This window comes from Leptolyngbya sp. DQ-M1, assembly GCF_039962505.1.
GTDB lineage: Bacteria > Cyanobacteriota > Cyanobacteriia > Leptolyngbyales > Leptolyngbyaceae > Leptolyngbya.
Genome location: NZ_JAMPLJ010000001.1, coordinates 34,787 through 54,735, shown reverse-complemented (window position 1 = coordinate 54,735; position 19,949 = coordinate 34,787). Strand labels below are relative to the sequence as shown.

The 19,949-nt window shown below is 47.7% G+C and carries 25 protein-coding genes; 15 read left to right on the top strand and 10 right to left on the bottom strand.

Going from position 1 to position 19,949, the window contains the following annotated elements; all coding sequences use genetic code 11:
• Positions 1–281 precede the first annotated feature (281 nt).
• From NC981_RS00280 to NC981_RS00270, 3 genes are read left to right on the top strand one after another with little or no spacing between them, the layout of a single operon-like run.
• Positions 282–656 (top strand): hypothetical protein, encoded by a 375-nt coding sequence (locus NC981_RS00280; protein WP_348241047.1) that lies wholly within the window; start codon positions 282–284, stop codon positions 654–656.
• The gene (yidD, locus tag NC981_RS00275) at positions 653–874 is read left to right on the top strand and encodes a membrane protein insertion efficiency factor YidD (protein ID WP_190376281.1); all 222 of its coding nucleotides are present in this window, start codon (positions 653–655) and stop codon (positions 872–874) included. The genes NC981_RS00280 and yidD overlap by 4 nt, the downstream gene beginning before the upstream one ends.
• On the top strand, positions 871–1,560 hold the full coding sequence (locus NC981_RS00270) for a M15 family metallopeptidase (RefSeq protein ID WP_348241046.1): 690 nt from the start codon (positions 871–873) through the stop codon (positions 1,558–1,560). The genes yidD and NC981_RS00270 overlap by 4 nt, the downstream gene beginning before the upstream one ends.
• Here NC981_RS00270 and NC981_RS00265 read toward each other — a convergent pair.
• The 3 genes from NC981_RS00265 to NC981_RS00255 form a co-directional block, all read right to left on the bottom strand.
• Complete coding sequence (locus NC981_RS00265) at positions 1,557–1,997, bottom strand: peptidylprolyl isomerase (protein ID WP_190376283.1); 441 nt, start codon at positions 1,995–1,997, stop codon at positions 1,557–1,559. The genes NC981_RS00270 and NC981_RS00265 overlap by 4 nt on opposite strands.
• 81 nt (positions 1,998–2,078) lie before the next feature.
• On the bottom strand, positions 2,079–3,287 hold the full coding sequence (locus NC981_RS00260; protein WP_348241045.1) for a S8 family serine peptidase: 1,209 nt from the start codon (positions 3,285–3,287) through the stop codon (positions 2,079–2,081).
• A 137-nt stretch (positions 3,288–3,424) separates the two neighbouring features.
• On the bottom strand, positions 3,425–4,555 hold the full coding sequence (locus NC981_RS00255) for a cob(I)yrinic acid a,c-diamide adenosyltransferase (protein ID WP_348241044.1): 1,131 nt from the start codon (positions 4,553–4,555) through the stop codon (positions 3,425–3,427).
• A gap of 162 nt (positions 4,556–4,717) precedes the next feature.
• Here NC981_RS00255 and NC981_RS00250 point away from each other — a divergent pair, with 162 nt between their 5' ends.
• The 3 genes from NC981_RS00250 to NC981_RS00240 all read left to right on the top strand — a co-directional run bounded on the left by NC981_RS00250 (position 4,718) and on the right by NC981_RS00240 (position 6,792).
• Positions 4,718–5,275 carry a phosphate-starvation-inducible PsiE family protein gene (locus tag NC981_RS00250; RefSeq protein WP_348241043.1) on the top strand — a complete coding sequence of 186 codons (558 nt, stop codon included), beginning with the start codon at positions 4,718–4,720 and terminating at the stop codon, positions 5,273–5,275.
• Between the two features lie 71 nt (positions 5,276–5,346).
• On the top strand, positions 5,347–6,102 hold the full coding sequence (locus NC981_RS00245) for a class I SAM-dependent methyltransferase (RefSeq protein WP_348241042.1): 756 nt from the start codon (positions 5,347–5,349) through the stop codon (positions 6,100–6,102).
• A 3-nt stretch (positions 6,103–6,105) separates the two neighbouring features.
• Positions 6,106–6,792, top strand: coding sequence for an SAM-dependent methyltransferase (locus NC981_RS00240; protein ID WP_348241041.1), 687 nt, complete (start codon positions 6,106–6,108; stop codon positions 6,790–6,792).
• Here NC981_RS00240 and NC981_RS00235 read toward each other — a convergent pair.
• On the bottom strand, positions 6,779–7,183 hold the full coding sequence (locus NC981_RS00235) for an NIL domain-containing protein (RefSeq protein WP_190376289.1): 405 nt from the start codon (positions 7,181–7,183) through the stop codon (positions 6,779–6,781). The genes NC981_RS00240 and NC981_RS00235 overlap by 14 nt on opposite strands.
• 243 nt (positions 7,184–7,426) lie before the next feature.
• On the opposite strand from NC981_RS00235, the gene NC981_RS00230 reads away from it, so the two are divergent.
• Together NC981_RS00230 and NC981_RS00225 are read left to right on the top strand one after the other, a co-directional pair.
• The gene (locus NC981_RS00230) at positions 7,427–8,152 is read left to right on the top strand and encodes a PTPA-CTERM sorting domain-containing protein (protein ID WP_348241040.1); all 726 of its coding nucleotides are present in this window, start codon (positions 7,427–7,429) and stop codon (positions 8,150–8,152) included.
• Positions 8,153–8,239: 87 nt separating this feature from the next.
• Entirely contained in the window at positions 8,240–9,418 is a 1,179-nt protein-coding gene (locus tag NC981_RS00225; RefSeq protein WP_348241039.1) for a SpoIIE family protein phosphatase, read from the top strand.
• A 76-nt stretch (positions 9,419–9,494) separates the two neighbouring features.
• Here NC981_RS00225 and NC981_RS00220 read toward each other — a convergent pair whose 3' ends face one another.
• Positions 9,495–9,821 carry an STAS domain-containing protein gene (locus NC981_RS00220; protein ID WP_348241038.1) on the bottom strand — a complete coding sequence of 109 codons (327 nt, stop codon included), beginning with the start codon at positions 9,819–9,821 and terminating at the stop codon, positions 9,495–9,497.
• 215 nt (positions 9,822–10,036) lie between these two features.
• On the opposite strand from NC981_RS00220, the gene NC981_RS00215 reads away from it, so the two are divergent.
• From NC981_RS00215 to NC981_RS00205, 3 genes are all read left to right on the top strand, one after another.
• The gene (locus NC981_RS00215) at positions 10,037–10,222 is read left to right on the top strand and encodes a hypothetical protein (protein WP_190376293.1); all 186 of its coding nucleotides are present in this window, start codon (positions 10,037–10,039) and stop codon (positions 10,220–10,222) included.
• Between the two features lie 74 nt (positions 10,223–10,296).
• Entirely contained in the window at positions 10,297–11,277 is a 981-nt protein-coding gene (locus tag NC981_RS00210; protein ID WP_348241037.1) for a sugar transferase, read from the top strand.
• Positions 11,278–11,298: 21 nt separating this feature from the next.
• The gene (locus tag NC981_RS00205) at positions 11,299–11,757 is read left to right on the top strand and encodes an anti-sigma regulatory factor (protein WP_348241036.1); all 459 of its coding nucleotides are present in this window, start codon (positions 11,299–11,301) and stop codon (positions 11,755–11,757) included.
• An 11-nt stretch (positions 11,758–11,768) separates the two neighbouring features.
• Here NC981_RS00205 and NC981_RS00200 read toward each other — a convergent pair whose 3' ends face one another.
• Positions 11,769–12,479, bottom strand: coding sequence for a Uma2 family endonuclease (locus NC981_RS00200; protein WP_348241035.1), 711 nt, complete (start codon positions 12,477–12,479; stop codon positions 11,769–11,771).
• A gap of 117 nt (positions 12,480–12,596) precedes the next feature.
• On the opposite strand from NC981_RS00200, the gene leuD reads away from it, so the two are divergent.
• The gene (leuD, locus tag NC981_RS00195) at positions 12,597–13,193 is read left to right on the top strand and encodes a 3-isopropylmalate dehydratase small subunit (RefSeq protein ID WP_348241034.1); all 597 of its coding nucleotides are present in this window, start codon (positions 12,597–12,599) and stop codon (positions 13,191–13,193) included.
• Positions 13,194–13,197: 4 nt separating this feature from the next.
• On the opposite strand, the gene NC981_RS00190 is transcribed toward leuD, so the two are convergent.
• Positions 13,198–13,659 carry a CYTH domain-containing protein gene (locus NC981_RS00190; RefSeq protein ID WP_348241033.1) on the bottom strand — a complete coding sequence of 154 codons (462 nt, stop codon included), beginning with the start codon at positions 13,657–13,659 and terminating at the stop codon, positions 13,198–13,200.
• Positions 13,660–13,663: 4 nt separating this feature from the next.
• Positions 13,664–14,629, bottom strand: coding sequence for a carbohydrate kinase (locus NC981_RS00185; protein ID WP_348241032.1), 966 nt, complete (start codon positions 14,627–14,629; stop codon positions 13,664–13,666).
• A 72-nt stretch (positions 14,630–14,701) separates the two neighbouring features.
• Here NC981_RS00185 and NC981_RS00180 point away from each other — a divergent pair, with 72 nt between their 5' ends.
• Positions 14,702–15,994 (top strand): cytochrome P450, encoded by a 1,293-nt coding sequence (locus NC981_RS00180; protein WP_348241031.1) that lies wholly within the window; start codon positions 14,702–14,704, stop codon positions 15,992–15,994.
• Here the strand turns inward: NC981_RS00180 and NC981_RS00175 are convergent.
• On the bottom strand, positions 15,970–16,908 hold the full coding sequence (locus NC981_RS00175; RefSeq protein WP_348241030.1) for a cation diffusion facilitator family transporter: 939 nt from the start codon (positions 16,906–16,908) through the stop codon (positions 15,970–15,972). The genes NC981_RS00180 and NC981_RS00175 overlap by 25 nt on opposite strands.
• A 58-nt stretch (positions 16,909–16,966) precedes the next feature.
• Between NC981_RS00175 and NC981_RS00170 the strand changes: the two genes are divergently transcribed.
• Positions 16,967–17,791, top strand: a complete 825-nt coding sequence (locus NC981_RS00170; protein ID WP_348241029.1) for a Cof-type HAD-IIB family hydrolase — start codon at positions 16,967–16,969, stop codon at positions 17,789–17,791.
• A gap of 181 nt (positions 17,792–17,972) precedes the next feature.
• Here the strand turns inward: NC981_RS00170 and NC981_RS00165 are convergent, their stop codons facing one another.
• Complete coding sequence (locus tag NC981_RS00165) at positions 17,973–18,677, bottom strand: DALR anticodon-binding domain-containing protein (RefSeq protein WP_348241028.1); 705 nt, start codon at positions 18,675–18,677, stop codon at positions 17,973–17,975.
• Positions 18,678–19,111: 434 nt separating this feature from the next.
• Between NC981_RS00165 and NC981_RS00160 the strand changes: the two genes are divergently transcribed.
• The gene (locus tag NC981_RS00160) at positions 19,112–19,828 is read left to right on the top strand and encodes a Crp/Fnr family transcriptional regulator (RefSeq protein WP_190376303.1); all 717 of its coding nucleotides are present in this window, start codon (positions 19,112–19,114) and stop codon (positions 19,826–19,828) included.
• Positions 19,829–19,949: the final 121 nt, after the last annotated feature.

Genomic DNA, 19,949 nt, shown 5'->3' with positions numbered 1-19,949 from the left:
TTCACCTCATTCAAAGAGGATTGATTTTCATTCTGCTGATTGAGCTCTATGCTGCTATCCGACATATTCTTTCTCCCTCGACTGATTTGTTAAAACTTCTTTTAATCGTTGCCATATCACAACCATAGCGACTGTTCTAAGGTTTTTACTCGACTTAAAGGGAGAGGTTAGAGATGAGGTTGTAACAAATTGAATTGCAATTCAGCAGGGGACTTTTTCACCTAAAGCAGAATTTTTTACAGCCTTCACATTCTGCAAAGGATGGCTATGGGAATATTGCCGTGAAGCAATCGATCGACTATCAGATTGAATGCAATCAGAGGGTTGAGAACTGCGATCGCCTAATTTATCTTTGCGATCGTGGAGCCGACACCAGCGATCGCGGAATCGAGCAAGGCTCCGTTTCAGTGTTCTACGCAGTGCGATCCACGATCAGATCAATCCGATCAATCCGCAAAAGCGTCTGCTCAGTATTCTACGCAGTCAGATCAACCCGCTTATCGATTGAAGCCTTGATCTGGGGCATCGTTTCCGTGTTTCCCGCAGTAAGATTTACGATCACATTGATCGGAACAACACTCCAAAGATCAAAAGGCTTGTTCCATACAACTGCTGAATCGTTTACGATCGAAGAAGACACCCACTCTGACCTATGAAATTCCTGTTAATAGCCTTAGTCAAAGGCTACCGAGTCGCCATCTCTCCACTCATGATGCCGACTTGTCGATTTCATCCCACTTGTTCTCGATATGCGATCGAAGCCCTCGAAACTCACGGCGCACTCAAAGGCACTTGGCTAGCAGCGGGGCGAATTTGTCGCTGTCATCCGTTCAATCCTGGCGGGTATGATCCTGTTCCGAAAAAAGACGCATGAAAGCTTATCAGACTGTTGCGATCGCAGAATGCAATGAGCCCTTAGTCGAAATTCCTGACCAGTTTGCGCGGGTCACGCCACATCCCTACGCAAAGCTAGGCGCGCCATACGGGGAGAAATCACCGTTCTTTGTCAGACAAGACATTCTCGATCGCTTACTCATTGCCGATGCTCACCTTCAGCATCTTCAACCCGGATGGAAGATTCAGATTTTTGATGCGTATCGTCCGGTCGCAGTCCAGCAATTTATGGTGGATCACACGCTGAAAGAACTGGTCAACGCAAACGGATTGAGTTTAGAAACGCTATCCACAACACAGCGAGAAGAATTTCAGCAACAGGTCTATCAATTCTGGGCAATGCCAAATTTAGATCCGGCAACTCCGCCGCCGCATAGTACCGGAGCCGCGATCGATGTCACTTTAATCGATGAAGCCGGAAGCGCGATCGACATGGGATCAGAAATCGATGAAATCTCAGAGCGATCGTTTCCGAATCACTTTGCAAACTCTGATTTACCGTATCATCGACATCGAGAAATTTTGGTAAATAGCATGATCTCCGCAGGATTTAAGCGCCACTGGAATGAATGGTGGCACTTTTCCTACGGAGATCAGATTTGGGCATGGCTCACGAATCAAGACAATCCGGGAGCCAATGCGATCGCCAAATACGGCAGGATTTAAGCCTCGATTTTCACCGAGAGAATGCGATCGTTGCCGCGAATCGCATTGACAATATCCATATCGCTCGTCTTACCAAACACCGTATGAACGCCGTCTAAATGCGACTGCGGTGAATGGCAGATGAAAAATTGACTACCGCCTGTGTTCCGTCCTGCATGAGCCATCGATAAGCTTCCAGCTTCATGCTTATTCGGATTAATTTCGCAGTTAATTTTGTAGCCGGGGCCTCCGGTTCCGGGCATTCCTGATGCTCCGTCACGGGTGTTCGGACAGCCGCCCTGAATCATAAAATTCGGAATCACCCGATGAAATTTCAAGCCATCGTAAAATCCTTTGTTTGCTAAATCAACAAAATTCTTTACGGTATTCGGCGCATCTTGATCAAACAACTCAAGATGAATGGTGCCTTTGTCCGTTTCCATGATTGCGCGTGTCATGATTGCGCTCCCTTATATTTTCAGCTTTTCCATCCTATCAAGGTCTTCACAATTGCATCACTGATGTTTGATGCGATCGTCCTAACTCTGAGGCGCACGCACCATTCCCGCCCCCACATCAAACGGGTCGAAATCCGCAGCAATCCCCTCTGAGGTGGCATTCCCAACAACACGCGCCATTAATTCCAGTGAGTTCAGCCGCCCGCTCCGCTTGAGTTTTTCTGCCCACAGTGCAGCCACCCCTGCCACATGCGGAGCCGCCATACTCGTACCATTCATCGCCACCAATCCACCGCCCGCTTTTGCCGACAGCACTTGTACACCAGGCCCTGAAAGATTGGCTCCGGTGTTTGAGAAGGGGGCGATCGTCAACCCAGACGTACCACGACCCAGCGCCGCAACCGAAATAATTCCCTCAGCAACCGCTGGAGGTGCAACCGCAATTTCCCAGTCTTTATTGACTTGGCGACGGCTTTCATTCCCGGCAGCAGCAACCAAAACCGCAGCCTGGGAAAACGAAGCGCGAGCACTGGCAAGCGCAGCTAAGCTTTGGAACAATTGAACATTAGCGCGGTAGCCTTCTAAGGCACGCGAGGTCGCCAGTTCTGTCGGTAAGCCTTGCTTGACAAAGTATTGTACAAAGCCAGGAAAATCAATGCCGAGCGACATCGAAATCACGTTCGCACCATTATCGAGTGCCCATAAAACTGCATCCGCAATTTGATCACTAGAGCCACCTTGCTCACCGATCACTTTTCCAATTAACGCTTTGTTGACTCCGGGTGCAACGCCGATCCGAATATCATCAACAGTGCGACCAAAGATCGTTCCGGCGCAGTGGGTTCCATGGCCGTCTTTATCGCCATCTCCCTCCCCGGTAAAGTCTTGTTGAATAATCTCAACACCCGCAAATGCGGCATGAGTCGCATCGATGCCACTATCGAGAACGGCAACAACAATGCCATCTCCAGTAAAAGGTGAGGTGTCTGCTCCCACTGCCTGAACCCCCCAAGTTAATTGGGATGCAGTGGTCTCTGCTGAGCCTTCTGCGAGCCCTTCGACTTCTACAGGGCGAATTAGCTTCATTGGCATCGCAGGCGCGATCGCAACGACATCGGGATCGCGATTGAGCGAAGCGATTTCACTGCGTTCGATATCATAGGTGCTAATTTGTGCGCTGGGAAAAGCAGCTTCTGCCGGATTGGATTGACCGGGGAACGCGGCGGGGCCTGCAAACAAATCACGGGTGGTCGATCGTAGGCTTCTTAGAACAATGTGTTTCGTTTTCATGGGTTGCAAGTAATAACGGACGAAGAGGGTTGCAATGGCTCTATTTCAAACCAAAGCCTTAAAACACTATCCTTAGCAAAATCTAGATAGAAGTTTCTTGCATGATATTTCTTCGTCCGGAGAGGAGGTAGAAAACTTTAAAAATCCACACCACGCTTCAGGTCAACCCCTCTCTCGGCGTAGTGTTTGTGACACACCATTTCTGAGTGAACGGTTGCGAGGTCAAAATAAGCAGGCGGATTTTTACAGCGACCTGTGATCACGATTTCAGTATCACGGGGTTTTCGTAACAAGGCTTGAACGATCGGCTCTTCCGGCAGCAGTTCTAAATCCACAGTCGGATTAAGTTCATCGAGAATAATCGTTTTGTACAATCCCGACGCGATCGCAGCCCGCGCAATCTCCCAGGCCCGCTCCGCCTCGACATAATCGAGTTCCTGCTGTTGACCGCGCCAGACGATCGCATCTCGACCCGATCGCTGATGATCAACTAAGTTCGGATAGCTCTGGCGCAGTGCGTTAATCGCTGCATCCTCGGTGTAGCCACTTCCCCCTTTGAGCCACTGCATGATTAACACGCGATGCGATTTATCTTGACTGATGCCTTTGCCGATCGCTTGCAGTGCCTTACCGAGGGCGCTGGTTGATTTTCCTTTTCCGGCTCCCGTGTAAATCTCAATCCCTGCAATTCCTTCTTCTTTGGCAACGTGATAGTGCGGCTTCATTTCGGAGTGCAAATCCGCAATATCAATCAAAGCTTGGGGCGCAGCGCGACCCGTGACAATCACTTCCATGTGATCCGGTTTGTGCTTCAGCGTTCGCACCACTTCATCCACCGGAAGCAATCCTAAATCTAAAACCGGATTCAGTTCATCCATCACCACGACCGAGTAAAGCCCGGATGCGATCGCGCCCTTTGCCACGTCCCAGCCGCGCTGAGCTTCCTGTCGATCGAACTTGGTAATCTCGTCGGCTCCAAAAAATTCTCCGCGTCCGGTACGAACCTGGTCGATTAGATGTGGGAAAGCGCGTTGCAAAGCTTGAATCGAAGCATCTTCGTCATAAGTGCGTCCCGGCCCCTTGAGAAATCGCAGCAGTAAAACGCGAGTTTGGGACGCATATTGAATGCCCAACCCAATCGATCGCAGCACCACACCGAGCGCTGCTTGAGATTTCCCTTTACCCGCCCCATCGTAGATGTGAATCTGTCCGGTCATGCGTTCTGATCGCGCTTGTGCGGTGCGGATACCAACGCCTGCTCTAGTCATATCAATCGCCGTTTCTAAATGCAGATTTACTCTAACAGGTTTATCGAGGATGAAACATCGATCGTTGATGAGATTGATAAAGCACTCTGATGCAAAGTGGCTTGAAATATAAACTTCGCTCAACTTAAAGTGGGAGCAGTCTCAAATTCAAGGAGCACCAGAATGCAGGATTCGGTTAAGCCCTCGTTTACCCCATTAAATGAAACTGATCGCTGGTTTACCAATTTCAGCCGAAGCCATGTTGTGAAGGCATTGGAAACGGTTCAAGATTTGATTGTGGTTTCGCTGTGCCTCGGATTGTTCTGCGTGATGGTGATTCAGTTAAGAGCAATGTTCATTTCATTGCTGCCACCGTTGAACTTTCATGATGTTACTGCTGACATTTTGTTTTTGCTGATTCTGGTCGAATTGTTTCGATTATTAATTATCTATTTGCAAGAGCAACGGATTTCGATCGGGGTTGCGGTCGAGGTGGCGATCGTCTCTGTTCTACGAGAAGTGCTGGTGCGAGGAATTCTAGAAGTACATTGGACTCAAGTTCTTGCCACCTGTTCGTTTTTGATGGCGTTGGCATTCTTATTAATGGCGTTGGCATTCTTATTAATCGTGCGAGTTTGGTTGCCGCCAACCTTTAAGGGAATTGACCCTGAGAAGCGGTTCTCTGCACATCATCAAGAATTGGAAACTATCTCGTTGAATGGCAACGGACATCATCACTAGAAATGCTCAGCAGGCTCAGCAGAGGTTTGAAAGGCGATATGCTATGGAAGCTTTCAGACCCCTGCAAAACTATGACTGAAACGCCTCCCCTTCATACACTCGATCCGTTAAATCGGTTTTCCGATCGCGCTACCGATTACCAAAAATATCGTCCGAGTTATCCCACAGCTGCGATCGACAAAATTCTCTCCAACCTTGGTGATCCAACTCAACTGATCGCCGCAGATATCGGTGCAGGAACCGGAATTTCAGCAAGATTACTCAGCGATCGTGGTTTATTCGTCTGGGGAATTGAACCCAATACCGCAATGAGCGCTCAGACAGAACCCTACCCACGAGTAGAATTTCGCCAAGCCACCGCAGAAAACACTGGACTACCCGATCAATCGGTCAATTTAGTCACTTGCTTTCAATCGTTCCATTGGTTTGAACCAGAGCGAACCTTTCAGGAATTTCGCCGCATTCTTAAACCAAGTGGGCGACTGGCATTAGTTTGGAATACACGCGATCGTAGCGATCCATTTACTCAGGAATACGGCGAATTATTACGGCAAGCCTCGAACAAGCATCCGGCGATTGATCGTATGGAAACGCTTCCAGAGAATTCAGATTTCTCCGCTTTCGAGGAACATCGTTTTACGTTAGAACACGCACTCGATTTGCCTGCATTAATTGGTAACGCAAAAAGCCGATCGTATGTTCCAAGTTCAGGAGAACTGCTCGAGCGACTGTTACAAAATCTCGAAGCGTTGTATCACCGCAATGCAGATGCTCAGGGCCTAGTCTATGTGAAGTATCAAACAAAAGTCTTCATTGCAGGAGCGTAACAGATGGGATTGCGGTTAGAACAAATTGTGCCTTGGGGTCGATCGCGCTCCGAGTACATTCAAATGTTTGACCTTACTGAAGCTGATCTTCAGGACAAAATTCTCGACTGCGGTAGTGGGCCTGCAAGCTTTAATGCTGAGATGACAGCATTGGGCTATTCCGTAACGTCGTGCGATCCGATTTATCAATTCTCAGCCGAGCAGATTCAACAACGAATTGATGAGACCTACGAAACTATTCTCGGTAAAGTCCAAGCAACACGGGAAAAATTCATCTGGACAACCTTCCGCTCGCCTCAAGAAATGGTACAGACCCGTATGACTTCAATGCGGCACTTTCTAGCCGATTTTCCCCTTGGATTACAGCAGGAGCGATATCAAACTCATGAACTTCCTAATCTTCCCTTTGAAAATAACCAATTCAATTTAGCGTTGTGTTCTCACTTGCTATTTCTATACTCCGATCAATTAAACTTAGAATTTCATTTAGCATCGATTCTCGAAATGTGTCGCGTGTCGCCCGAAGTGAGAGTTTTTCCATTGCTGCTCAACATGACAGGTGAAACTTCTCCATTTCTCGAACCCGTCATGCAAGCGTTGAAAGAGCAAGGTTATACCGTTAATTTACGGCAGGTTCCTTATGAGTTCCAGCGTGGCGGTAATCAGATGCTTCAAATTAAAACGTCGTAGAAATCGCTTGCACCGGACAGGTCGGAATACACTGTTCGCAAACAATACAGCGCGATCGCGTAAACGATAATCGAAACGTTTGCGGATCAAGCGTGAGTGCCTCGGTCGGACACACGCCCGTACACAAGCCGCAATCGACACAAACATCCTCATCGATCGTAATTTCGCGGCTGGCAAACGAAACATGAATATCCTGTGATCGCATCCAATCGATTGACGCATCAAGCTGATCAATATCGCCTGACAATTCTACGACCAATTTACCCACCTGATTTGGAGCAACCTGAGCGCGAATGATATTTGCAGCGACATTAAAATCCTTTGCCAGTCGGTAGGTCACTGGCATCTGAACAGAGCGCTTAGGGAAGGTGAGTGTAACTCGTTTTTTCACGGCTTATAAGGTTGGCTTTCCCCCATTCTATAGATGAAATTTCTGATCAGGCTACCTCTCACCAATCAACACTGCAGTATTACGGAGGAGTTCCATGAAGATTTCATGAAGTCTTTTGCGAACTCTCCGTAATTCCGACAGAATGATCGAGGCATCGAACACACAGCATTTACCTAAACTCTAAACGACTGAATCGCTCAATCAGGGACAACTGCCGCTTCACCTGAATTGGAGTAAGTTTGCATGACTACATCAGCACGAATGACCCGGCTCACGATCGCCCTTGTCGCCGCGAGTCTGACCACGATCACGGCTTCAAAGTCCAACGCTGCGATCGTAACGATCGACAATTCTGGCTCCTGGATCAACGGCGCGAACACCTTAGAGAATCAAGGCTTTAATCTCATTCAAGTTCCGAATGGTAATGAAGGTTTAGGCAGCGACTTATCGACCCTGAGTTCACCCTTGGGCAACATTGAGTTCAGCCCCAGCGTTAACAAACGGCAAGTTGGCAACCCTGAGCCTGAAAAAAGATGGCGGACTTGGAGTAATAACTATCAAGGCGAAGTGTATTTTACAAATGGCGCACTGACGCTTGACCTCAAATTGCCGAACCTCGTTGCATTCGACTTCTATGCTCAACCGGACACGTTCTTCCTTGAGCCACAGTTCCAAAGACCCTACAGGATTTCCGCGATCGCTCAAAGTGGCGAAACTTCTGATGTGCTGAGTCAACTGGTCAACGGCAACAGCGGTGCCCAGTATTTTGGCTTCTATTCAGACGATCCGCTTGATCCGATTCAGTCGATTCAGATTACCTCAGAGCAGGGATCAGGCGGATTCGCGATCGGTCAACTCCGTGGCGCGAGCGCTACCGCTACCGTCCCCACTCCCTTACTTTTACCGGGAATCATCGGACTCGGCTTAGGGTTATGGCGAAAGGCGCGGAGCCAGAATCAGCAGAATTAAGCGATCAACCGCAACGGCTCAGTAACTTCAGGGTCAGTCTGGGAACTCTGAGAAAGACGATTGCACCACGGTTGCCTTTCTCCTTGTATGCTCCCAGTCCTGATTATTGAAGACGATCGATTAATGCGTAAGCTGCTGAAAAAACTGCTTCAGCCGGAAGGGTTTGAAGTGGTTGAAGCCACTACCGGAGAAGAAGGATTAGCCCTGATTTCAGCCGTTCGCCCTGCTTTGATCCTCTGTGACTGGCGCTTACCGGGAATTGATGGACTGTCTATTTGTCGCACGTTGAAGTCAAGACCAGAATGGGCAGACATCTACTTCATTTTGCTAACTGCTCATAGTACCCCTGAATCCCACGTCAAAGCGCTCGATAGTGGAGCCGATGATTTTCTCGCCAAGCCAATTCAGCTTAAAGAACTCAGTGCTAGACTTCGAGCAGGTTTAAGAGTCTATCGAGCCTTTCAGGAGCAGCGTAGACTCGCTCAAGAATTATCGCTTCAGCAACAACAACTAGAATCAGAAATTGCAGAGGCAGCCGAATATGTCCGATCGCTGCTCCCCGCTCCAATGGATGAACGAGTGATCGCACGATCGCAGTTTCTTCCTTCTCGACAGTTAGGTGGCGATTGTTTCGACTATCACTGGCTAGATTCTGACTTTCTCGCCATGTACTTGCTGGATGTGTCTGGACATGGGTTAGGTGCTGCTTTAGTCTCTGTTTCGATTCAAAACATTCTCCGCGCTCAGATTCTTCCTGGAATTAATTTTTATCAGCCTGGACTGGTGCTAACTGCGCTGAATGAAGCGTTTGCATTAGAGCAACAAACAAACTGGTTGACCGAAACCTCCAGCGATCGCTACTTTACAATTTGGTATGGAGTTTACAGCTATTCCAAGCGCCTCTTGATGTATTCTTGCGCTGGACATCCTCCTGCTGTGGTGTTATCGGGTTGCTCTCCAAATCATCGGATCGATCGCCTTCGGACTCCCGGAACACCGATCGGGATGTTTCCAGACGCAAAATACAAAACTCACTTTTTCAAAGTTGAGCCAGAGAGTACACTTTATTTGTTTAGCGATGGCATCTATGAAGTCCGGCAACCAGACGGAGCAATGTGGACTTTAAATGAATTTATTGATTTACTCGATCGCTGCCACCATTCTGAAGACTTAGATAACCCCAAGAAAATCATTCAAGCCGTGAGATGCTTGAATCAAAATCACGACTTTGAGGATGATTGTTCTCTTTTGCAAATTAAGCTTTGATAGCTTAGTAAAGCAAGAATTTTATTGATCCAGACTATTGCACAAGCGATGATGCACCGGGAAAATTATTCAAAAATTATTCAGCTGTATGCTTCTGCTGATAGAACTCGGATTGACTAGAGAAAATGGGGAAAAACTGAATCACATCTGCAAGTTCTAGCAGCATTCTAATTTCCTGCTTGACTGCACAGAGCGACAGCCGACCATGCGCCGCTCTTACGGCTTTTAACGCACTAATTAACGCACCCAAACCAGAACTATCCATAAATGCAGCTTGCTCAAAATCGATTAAAACGTCACTCGTTCCGGCTGCAATCAAATCAAGAATCTCTTGTCTAAACTGCTTGGCTTGAGAGTGACCTAGAATGCCACAAACTTTAATCACTTTCACAGGATGATACATCGCGGCTCACCTAAGTAATCGATAAATGGATAAAGCGCTGCTTAATTAAATCAGCACCCTACACCATAAAGCCCTGATAATCCCAAAATTCCTTTACGTGAAATTTCAGATCTTTCGTGCTTGTGTCTAATTAGAAGCGGGGGAATTCCGTATTTTCAACCTGTCTGAATTGCCGAATTGATCATTTTCGTATTCGTTAATTTCTATCAATATCATTGCTAAAGATTGACTATTTTGTTGTATTTCGCTGTGAACAGGGGAATTTTTTAGAAGGACATCAGGGCATTGATCGTAAGCCAATTATCGCGGAGCATTCGGTTTACCATGACGATCGAATTGAGCAAAAGCAGAATATTACCGATCGCAGCGACATTACCACTCTGCTATCAGTTAAGGATTGATTTAGACAGAGCCTAAGCGATTTCGTCTAAACAGCTTTCAAACTTCATTGCCTAATGTTTTATTTGAGGTCAACATGATCCAGCATTCTCCGACCCACTTCTCAACAGTACAAACGGAAGAAGCTTGCATAATGAAATTGCCTCCTCTGTTAACTGTCGTCGAAGCGGTTGCATTCCGCGCTCTTTGTCGAGAATTAATCGAGGCAGAGCCTGCACCCAAAAAAATCGTTCTTGACTTCGCTGAAACAATGTTTATCGATAGTAGTGCGATCGGTGCATTAGTGAGGTGTCTCAAAGCTTGCCAAGCTCATCAAATTGAGCTAGTTTTGCACAGTGTAAAGCCTGAGATTCTATCAGTTTTGGTGCTTGCAGACCTTGATCGACATTTCACTATTGAGGCTAAAGCTGTCGAATTAGAACCCCCTGCTAGCCCCACGATCACGCCAACGCATCCCTCGATTCAGTCGAGAACAAAGCGTGCGCTCGACATTGTTGGCGCGATCGTGGGGCTAGGAATTACGGCGCTAGTGTTTGTTCCGATTGCGATCGCGATTAAACTGGATAGTCCAGGTTCAATTCTGTTTTCTCAAACGCGCTGTGGTCATTTAGGTAGACGCTTTCAGGTGTGGAAGTTTCGATCGATGGTTAGCGATGCAGAACAATTAAAAGCTCAGGTCGAAAATCAAAATGAAGGGGCATTCTTTAAAAATGCAAATGATCCACGGATTACTAGAGTCGGACGATTTCTTCGTAAGACTAGCTTGGATGAACTGCCACAGTTTTGGAATGTTTTACACGGCGAAATGAGTTTAGTCGGAACTCGTCCACCCTTACCCGAAGAAGTGGAACACTATGAAATTCCGAGCTGGCAACGCCTAGATGTGAAGCCCGGAATTACCGGAGAGTGGCAAGTGCATGGTCGATCGAAGATTCGCAATTTTGAGGAAGTGATTGAACTCGATTTGCGCTATCAACAACGCTGGAGTTTGAAGTATGATCTACAGCTATTGCTCAAAACGATCGTTGTATTGTTGAACAAAGATAGCGCATTTTAGCGACTTTAGGAGCGATCGAAGATGAGCGGTCTTACAGAAATAGAAGATGTGATTCACTTTGATCGATTGGTCGTTCAGTCAGATTTAAGAGCGATCGCCCAGATCCTAACGTGGTTTGAAGCATTTCAGAAAGCTCCTGTCTCTCACGCAGTTTGGTTACAGGGGCAAATTGCTTTAGTCGAAGCCTTCACCAACGCAGTTCGCCACGCCCATGAGCTGCTACCAAGACAGACTCCGATCACTCTAGAAGCAGGAATTTGTGTTGATCGACTGGAAATTAGAGTTTGGGATCAAGGAGCGCCGTTTAATTTAGCACGGTTAATTGAGCGAGTTGAGCAAGACTATCCTGAGCCGCTAGAACATGAAGCACATTGGGGTGCAGCTTTGTTTAAGAAGCTCCAAGACCAGCATCGCTGGAACATTGAATATCACTGTCTGAACGAAGGTCGCAATTGTTTACGCTTGGTCAAGTTTTGCTAGCAGAATTCGGTTTAAAGCGCTTCTGGATCAATGCCGAGCGATCGTAGCCGTTCCGCCATTTGGTGCGCCCGTTGTTCTGCTTGCTCTGCCCGTTGGCGCTCTTGTGCTAATTGCTGCTCCGCCTGTTCTGCTCGTTGGCGCTCTTGATCAAGCAGTTGATTAATTTCAGCAAACGAGAAAAAGGAGATTCCGTCAGGTCGAAACAGTTGCAGTTCTGCACCTAATTCAAACCGGATTCCCAATCGAGGGCTAACCCAGCCCAACATCGATTCAATTCGATCGAGCATTCCATCTTCCGAGCGTATCCATCCTTCTAATCGGATGCGATCAGGATCATAGACATAGTATTCCTCAACACCATAGCTGTGATAAAACAGCAGCTTTCGCTCCATTTCGCGTTGCGTGTTGCCCGGAGATAATACTTCAAAGACAACTTGAGGCGGAATGTTATTTTCTTTCCATTGTTGATAAGAGCCGCGATCGCCCTTTGGTCTACCAAACACAACCATTGCATCAGGGGCGGTACTCAGCCTATTGTTGCCTTCAACCGGATACCACAATAAATCGCCTGCAACAAATACATCAGCATTATCTGCAAACAACCATTCTAGATTCTGCTCAATCACTACAATCCAGCGAAATTGTTTGGTGTTGTCTGCCATTGGTTTGCCGTCAGTTTCCGGGTAAAACACATCGCTCTTGTTCGACTGCTGAGTCACCATAAAGCGGAATTTCCTGCAATGCTGAACGTTTTCTTAACTATAGTACAGTTGATTCATTTTTTCAGTGAGCCTTGAGAAATGCCAAAATAGATCGCACTGAATGGAAGACGAAACAGTATGGTAAGTGAAGTTAAAGCGATCGCAGGTTGCGGAATTCCCGTGGTTGGAAACGACATTGACACCGATCGCATTATTCCAGCTCGATTTTTGCGTTGCGTCACGTTCGATGGATTAGGCGAACAAGTATTTGCGGACGATCGCGCTCAGCTTAAAGGAGAGCATCCTTTTGATTTGCCACAATATCAAGCAGCCACGATTCTGATTGTGAATGGAAATTTTGGCTGTGGATCGAGTCGGGAACACGCGCCGCAAGCGATCGCAAAATGGGGCATTCAAGCGATCGTCGGTGAGAGTTTTGCAGAAATCTTTTTTGGCAACTGTGTTGCGATTGGAATTCCCTGCGTGACTGCTGATCCTAGTGTGACAAGCCAGCTTCAAACGCTAGTAGCAAATGATCCACAGGCTGAGGTGACGATCGATCTAGATCAAATGCAAGTGCGGTGTGGATCATTTACGGCTGCAATTTCGATGCCTACAGGCGCACATCAAATGCTGACTTCGGGTACATGGGATGCTTGCGGTCAATTAGTCGCACAAGCAGAACAAGTTCGCGCCACCGCAGCAAAGTTACCTTATGTTGCTTGGAGCCGCTAGTCCTCTACCAAGTTGTGAAGGGATGCTTTGTGAGATTGGAATTGTAGTAGCGCGGATCATGTGAAACATCTTCCCCGATCCAGTCTGGAAGGTCGATCGCTTGATCCGCATTTCTCAGTTCAACTTCTGCAATGATTAATCCGTGATTTTCTCCTAAAAATTCATCGACTTCCCAAATCAAGCCGTTTAGCTCAATTTTGTGGCGGTACTTTTCGATGAGAGGAGCCTTGCACAAAGTATCTAACATTTGTGCCGCATCGCTCACAGGAATCTCATACTCAAACTCAGCGCGAGAGATGCCTTGACTCATTCCTTTAATCGTGATGAAACCCCGATCGTTCACCACACGAATTCTCACCGTACTTTCGACAGTGGGAATGTAGCCTTGTCGGTACAGTTCACCCGGAGCGAGATCTCGCCATCGATCGCCTTTAACTAAAAACTTGCGCTCAATTTCAACACCCATAGCCTTATTCCTCTTGCTGCAAAAATGCATCGACTTCTGCACCTGTCGGCTGAGCATCAATCGCCCCTGCCCGTGTTGTGGTTAATGCTCCTGCTGCACTCGCATATCGCACAATGCGATCGGCATCTTGATTTACTTCCGTAAGTTGATGTTGACAAAGTTGATGAACAAATCCAGCTAAGAAGCTATCGCCTGCTCCGGTTGTATCTTCAACTGCGATCGAAAATGCTGGAACCTTGCCTTCTTTCTGGCTCAAACCGTAAGCACAACCTTTCTCGCCTGCTGTGACTAGCACTCCTTCTAAGCTTTCAACTCGATGAGCAATCACACCCGGATCGGTAGTCTCAAACAACCATTCTGCTTCTTCTTCTGCAAGCTTTAGATAGTCTGCTCGCTTGATTAATTCATGAATCATTCTAGGTGCGATCGTCTGATCATTCCAGAACACAGGCCGCCAGTTTACATCAAGTACAACTTTGACAAAGAACTGTTCAGATAGTTGAAGTGCGCGTTCGATCGCGGCTCGGCTCTCCGGATAAGCTAGTAGTAAAGTTCCAATCACCAAGTAATCTGCGTGCTGAAATAGCTCCGTTGGAATTTGATTGGCTTGTAGATGAGTGTCTGCAAATTCAGTTGTGTCTCGCTGCTCTCCAAAGGCAACGAAGCTACGATCGCCCGTTTCTGATCTTAAAACTAAAACGGTGCGTGTCGGTGCGGAATGCGTTTGAATTCCGGTGGTATCGACTCCGATCGTATGAAGCAATTCGACCAGCGATCGACCCTGTTCATCCTCGCCCACGCAGCCTACAAAGGCGCTGGATGTGCCCAATTTGGTCAACGCGCAGGCAACATTCGCGGGAGCGCCACCAGGGTAAGAAGTCCAGGAAGTAACCGATTTAAGCGGCAGTCCAGGTTGATTAGAAATGCAGTCGAATAGAATTTCGCCTAAGCAAATCACGCGAGGGTGCATTACAGTTTTACTGGTAGTGTGTCTTCTATTAGTGTATTTGCCCCTGCTGTCTCGAAACCTAAAGAAATCACGATGTCTTTACCTCCCGGAAATTTTGGATTGCCCGTCATCGGTGAAACGCTGTCGTTCCTCTTTGATCCGCAGTTTGTTGAGAAACGCTACCGCAAGTATGGCGTGGTATTCAAATCGCATATTCTTGGTAAGCCTGCTGTATTTATGATGGGAGCGGAAGCGGTCGAGTTTCTGCTTTCAACGGGATTTGAAAACTTCTCTTGGCGGGATGGCTATCCGGAGACGTTTCATAAATTGCTGGGTCGATCGCTGTTTGCCCAAGAGGGTGAAGAACATCGGAGAAATCGTCGGTTGATCATGCCTGCGTTTCATGGTGCAGCCCTAGCGCGGTATTTTGAAACAATGGATAAACTGATCTGTAAATACTTAGTCAAATGGGAGCAAAAACAAGAATTCAAATGGTTTGAGGAATTCAAGCAGTTAACGTTTGAGATTGCAAGTCAAATCTTCTTAGGCATTGATTCGAGCGATGAAGCAAAACGCTTTAGTGATCTGTTTGCCACACTCACTGATGGCTTTTTCTCCTTTCCAAGCTTGCCAGGAAGCCGATTCCACAAATCAGTGAAAGCGCGTGATCAAATTTTGGTGCATTTGGATCAGGTGATCGATCGCCGCCGCCAGCACCCAACCGATGATGCTTTAAGCTTGCTGATCCAGGCAGAAGATGAGAGTGGCGATCGTCTCAGCACCGAAGAAATCCGGGTTCAGGCTTTGCTGCTTTTATTTGCTGGACATGAAACCACAACCGCAATGTTAACTTGGTTAGTTCTAGAACTTGCGCGACATCCTGAAGTGTTAGAAAAAGCACGATCGGAGCAACAACACTTCGATTCTCCGATCACTTTAGACCAACTCAGCAAAATGCCTTACCTAGATCAAGTCCTAAATGAAGTAGAGCGATTACATCCTCCGATCGCGGGTGGCTTTCGTGGTGTAATCAAACCATTTGAATTTGCAGGTTATCAAATTCCTCAAGGCTGGATGGCGCAGTATTCGATTTTATTCACGCATCGATTACCGGAACTGTATCCGAATCCGGAGAAGTTTGATGTCGATCGCTGGAAAGATACGAAGCAAAAGCCTTTTAGTTTAATCGGTTTCGGTGGCGGTTCTCGCATCTGCATCGGGCTTGCCTTTGCCAAACTCGAAATGAAGCTGATCGCAGCTCATCTCTTGCGAAGCTACGCTTGGGATCTCTTACCCAATCAAAGCCTTAAGCCTGTGATTATTCCAACTCGCCGCCCCAAAGACGGCTTGAAGGTCAGATTTCAATCGATTTCGCGGCTTGACTGATCTGATCGCACCTGCTCAAACGGATGCTGTAATTCGTCCCGCGCTTCCTCGACAAAAATCATCACCTGAACTGCACCATAACGATCACGAATCCCCCCTTCAATCTGTTCCGCAATCCAATCCCTTGCACCCAAAAACTCTGGATGCACCATCACCCGCATCTCAACAAACACCTGCCGCCCCACAATTCCCCGCGATCGCACCCCATAACAGTGCGTCACACCTTGCACCTGGCGCACAATCTGCCCAATCGCTTCAGGCGCAATCGCGACTTGGCGCATCATTAAGGGTAATTGCCAATTCAGCACCCGCCAGCAGCTTACTCCGGCTGTAATTACCATTGAGATCGTCAACACTGGATCAAGCCACACATACCCGCGCCAAATTCCCAACAGTCCCACTAATAGAAGAATAGTTAACCAAGCATCTTGCAGAATGTGACGGGCATTCAACTTCAAAATCGAACTATCAAACGATCGCGAAACCTTACGCTCAAACAACGCAAGCCCCACACTGGCTAAAAATACAACCGCCAACAATCCAATCACTGACAATCGCATCTGCACTGGAGGCAATGTTCTTAACGCTGAATCCGCCGCGAGTTGGTCGATCGCTACCCCAAACAAGCTTAAGCCTGCAAACCCCAACAATGCGACCAGCAATAACGCTAATCCTGCCTCTAAGCGCCCATGCCCCCAAACCTCGCGCCCCGATTGCCGGTTCGGAGTCGAAAGCGCAATCAGACCCAAAACCGTACTGAATCCAGCAATTACGGTGTGAAGCGACTCTGCAACGATCGACAGCGATCGTGTCGCCCACGCCGCTCCCACTTTCACCACCAGCATCAGCAGCGTTAGCCAAAGCGTCACCAGCAAAATCCGGCGACTAATTCTTTTCTGATTGACTTCAGCCATAAAGCGTTCCGAGGTAGGAGGATGATGGAAGCTGAAGTCCTTCACCCTGAATCAAGTTATGCAGCACTCTGAAATTCGGTTACTAGTTTTAGACATCGACGGGACGATCGCAGGCAAATCTAATCATATCCGTGAACCTGTCTTAGAGACGATCGCTGCCGCACAGAAACGCGGCGTACAAGTGGCGATCGCCACGGGACGGATGTATCGTTCTGCACTCCGATTTCACCAAGCAGTAGGCTCAACCTTACCCCTGATCGCTTACCAAGGCGCATGGATACAAGATCCCATGACTCAGCAGATTTTACGCCGCTGGTCAGTACCGAGAGCGCAACTGTCAGAACTCCTCGACTATTTTGAGCAGCCCAAATTGCGTGAACTTTTGTCGATTCACTTTTATATCGATGATGATTTGTACGTCCGCGCGATGACTCCTGAAACGATCACTTACGTCGAACGCAGTGGAATCACACCGATCGTCGTGGGCGACTTGCGATCGACGCTCCAGATGGAAACGACAAAAGTGCTGGCGCTGAGTGACGATATTGCGCTAATCGACTCGCTGCTTGGCTCTTTGCAGAAACAGTACACGCCCGCTGAACTCTATCTTACGAAGTCAGTCGCGACCTTTTTCGAGGCAACCAATCCAGCGGCAAATAAAGGCGCGGCAGTGAAATACCTGGCTGAAGAGTTGCTGAATCTCAAACCTGAGAACGTCATGGCGATCGGCGATAACTTCAACGACCTCGAAATGATTCAGTATGCGGGAATCGGGATCGCGATGGGGAATGCACCAGAAGCAGTGCAGCAGATCGCTCAATGGGTTGCGCCGCCTGTAGAAGTAGATGGGGCTGCGATCGCACTCGAAAAATTCTTGCTTTAAAATCAGAAAGGGCACCGACGACTGGCCGTGTTTCGTCTCGGTGCCCTTAGCTGGTTCGCTCCTCACACTCCAATACTATAGGTGGGTTTCATAGGTTTGTCACCCTTTGGCTGATAAAAATTCTTTATGGCGATTTTGTGACATTGGTGTGACATTCGATCTCAACTTGTGCTGCCGAATCTTAAAGGGTTTCCGGTGCTAACACGCCCAATCCTTGCTCTAAAAGCTGTTTCAAAAGCCAATGGGTAATCATTACTAAAGCTAATCGACATTGCGCGATTTCACAGTCAACTGTGCTGTACTTTACAATTTGGCAGTGTTGGTAAAACGCTTGAAAGGCTTGGCTAAGGGCGATCGCAGCCTTCAAAACCGGTGCTTCTTCCCAGGTGTCCAGCGTTGTGACAATCTGCGCGGTGAGCGATCGCTCCTGTTGCAATAAAAGTTTTCCATCCCTCAACCAAATCGCTTCTTGACTAATCAGCACCTGTGAATCGACCAAGCGTAAAAGCGCCGCGCAGCGGGCATAGCTGTACTGACAGAAGAAAATCTCAGGATTTTTTGAAAGCGTTTGATTGGGTGCCGCATTCGACTGCCACTCAAGACCCTGAGACGAACAATGCTGTAGCACAACTTGCAGCCAAGCCGTGATCGCGATCGCTCCAAATTCAAATTCAAGTTGCCCTGCTTCAGTTGCCCTCACCGTAAGATCACGCAGAAGCTTCTTTTCAATCTCAGTTTTTGCAGAATCGAACGGCGACGATAGAAAGAAGTCAATAATTTGACCTGCCACTTGCTGAGTCGTTTGGATTGATCCTGCACCAAATTGAAGCGCGATCGACGAGCGATATAGGGCGATCGCAGTTTGATTCCTAACCTGTTTCGGCACGCTCGATTGCTGAAAATGCTTGAAATTTGAGAGCTCTATCCCGAATTTCGAGTGCATAATTAGGGGGTTTTCTACTTCAACATCCGTCTTTTGGCAGATTACCTCGTATATTTTCAGAAGTAACAATGAGCGAAGCGTAGGATAAGTAATCTTTGGTAGGTTACAATTCACAGTAATTACGGTTGAAGCCCCAAAATGAGACACTTTTGACCAAAAAAGTTCAGCTCTACCAGTAGTTTATGCTTGAATCTGTAAAAATCACCGTGATTCCACTGTAAGTAGCCAATTTCTCCGTATAATCTCGTAAAGACACCGGATACAGAGAACTGACCACACCCCCTGAGCAAACCTTCCATTGGTTTGAATCTCTTCTGCACCCCCGCTGGACTCAGCGCTTGTCAAAGTCTCACTGTTCTCCAACAGCCTATTAATATATGTACTCAGTCACTCCCCAAAATTCTGACGCGGCTCGTCCGTTCCTCACTTGGCAACGAATCATTGATTGGGCGCAGGAACATTATCGCGTTCGCAACTTTAGCAAAGATGAACGGGTTCCAACTCGTCCGGGCTTGCTTTACTTGGTACAGAAGGGCGCGGTTCGCTTGGTTGGTACGGCTCAGGTGAATGCAACGAGTGGGAATGCGGCTCGCTTGGCTCGAATTAGCCCAGAGGAAGCTTTTTTAGGATTTGTGGGAACGGGTCAACCGTTTGAAATCGTAGCGCAGTCGCCCTTTACGCTCCAGGCTTATGCTCATGTAGATCAAACCTCTGTCGTCTGGATGTACTGGCATGACTTGGACAATTGGCCTCACTTCCGCCGCGAAGTCCTGGATGCGTTCCGCTATCAGCATCAGCGCAAATTGCTGTGGCTCAGTACGCTAGGACAACGCCGGACGATCGATCGATTGCTCGGCTTTTTGACCCTGTTAATCGAGGAATACGGCGAACCCACGGATGAGGGATACTGCTTACCCTTTCCTCTGACTCATGCTCAAATTGGTAGCGCGATCGGCTCGACTCGCGTGACGGTGACGCGCTTAATGGGTAAGCTGCGGCAAAAGGGAATGATTCGGACTCAGGGAGATAATCTCCTTTGTCTACCGACGGATTCGGTGATGGCTCGTTCTGAAGGAAAGCTAAACGAAAATTAGCACGATCGTGATCACAAGAAGATCCGAGAATACAGTGATCCCCGGCTCTTCTTGCTATTTCTAAGTGTTCCCGTCATGATTTTTGTCACGGGTGCTTCTGGAGATGTGGGAGCCGCAGTCG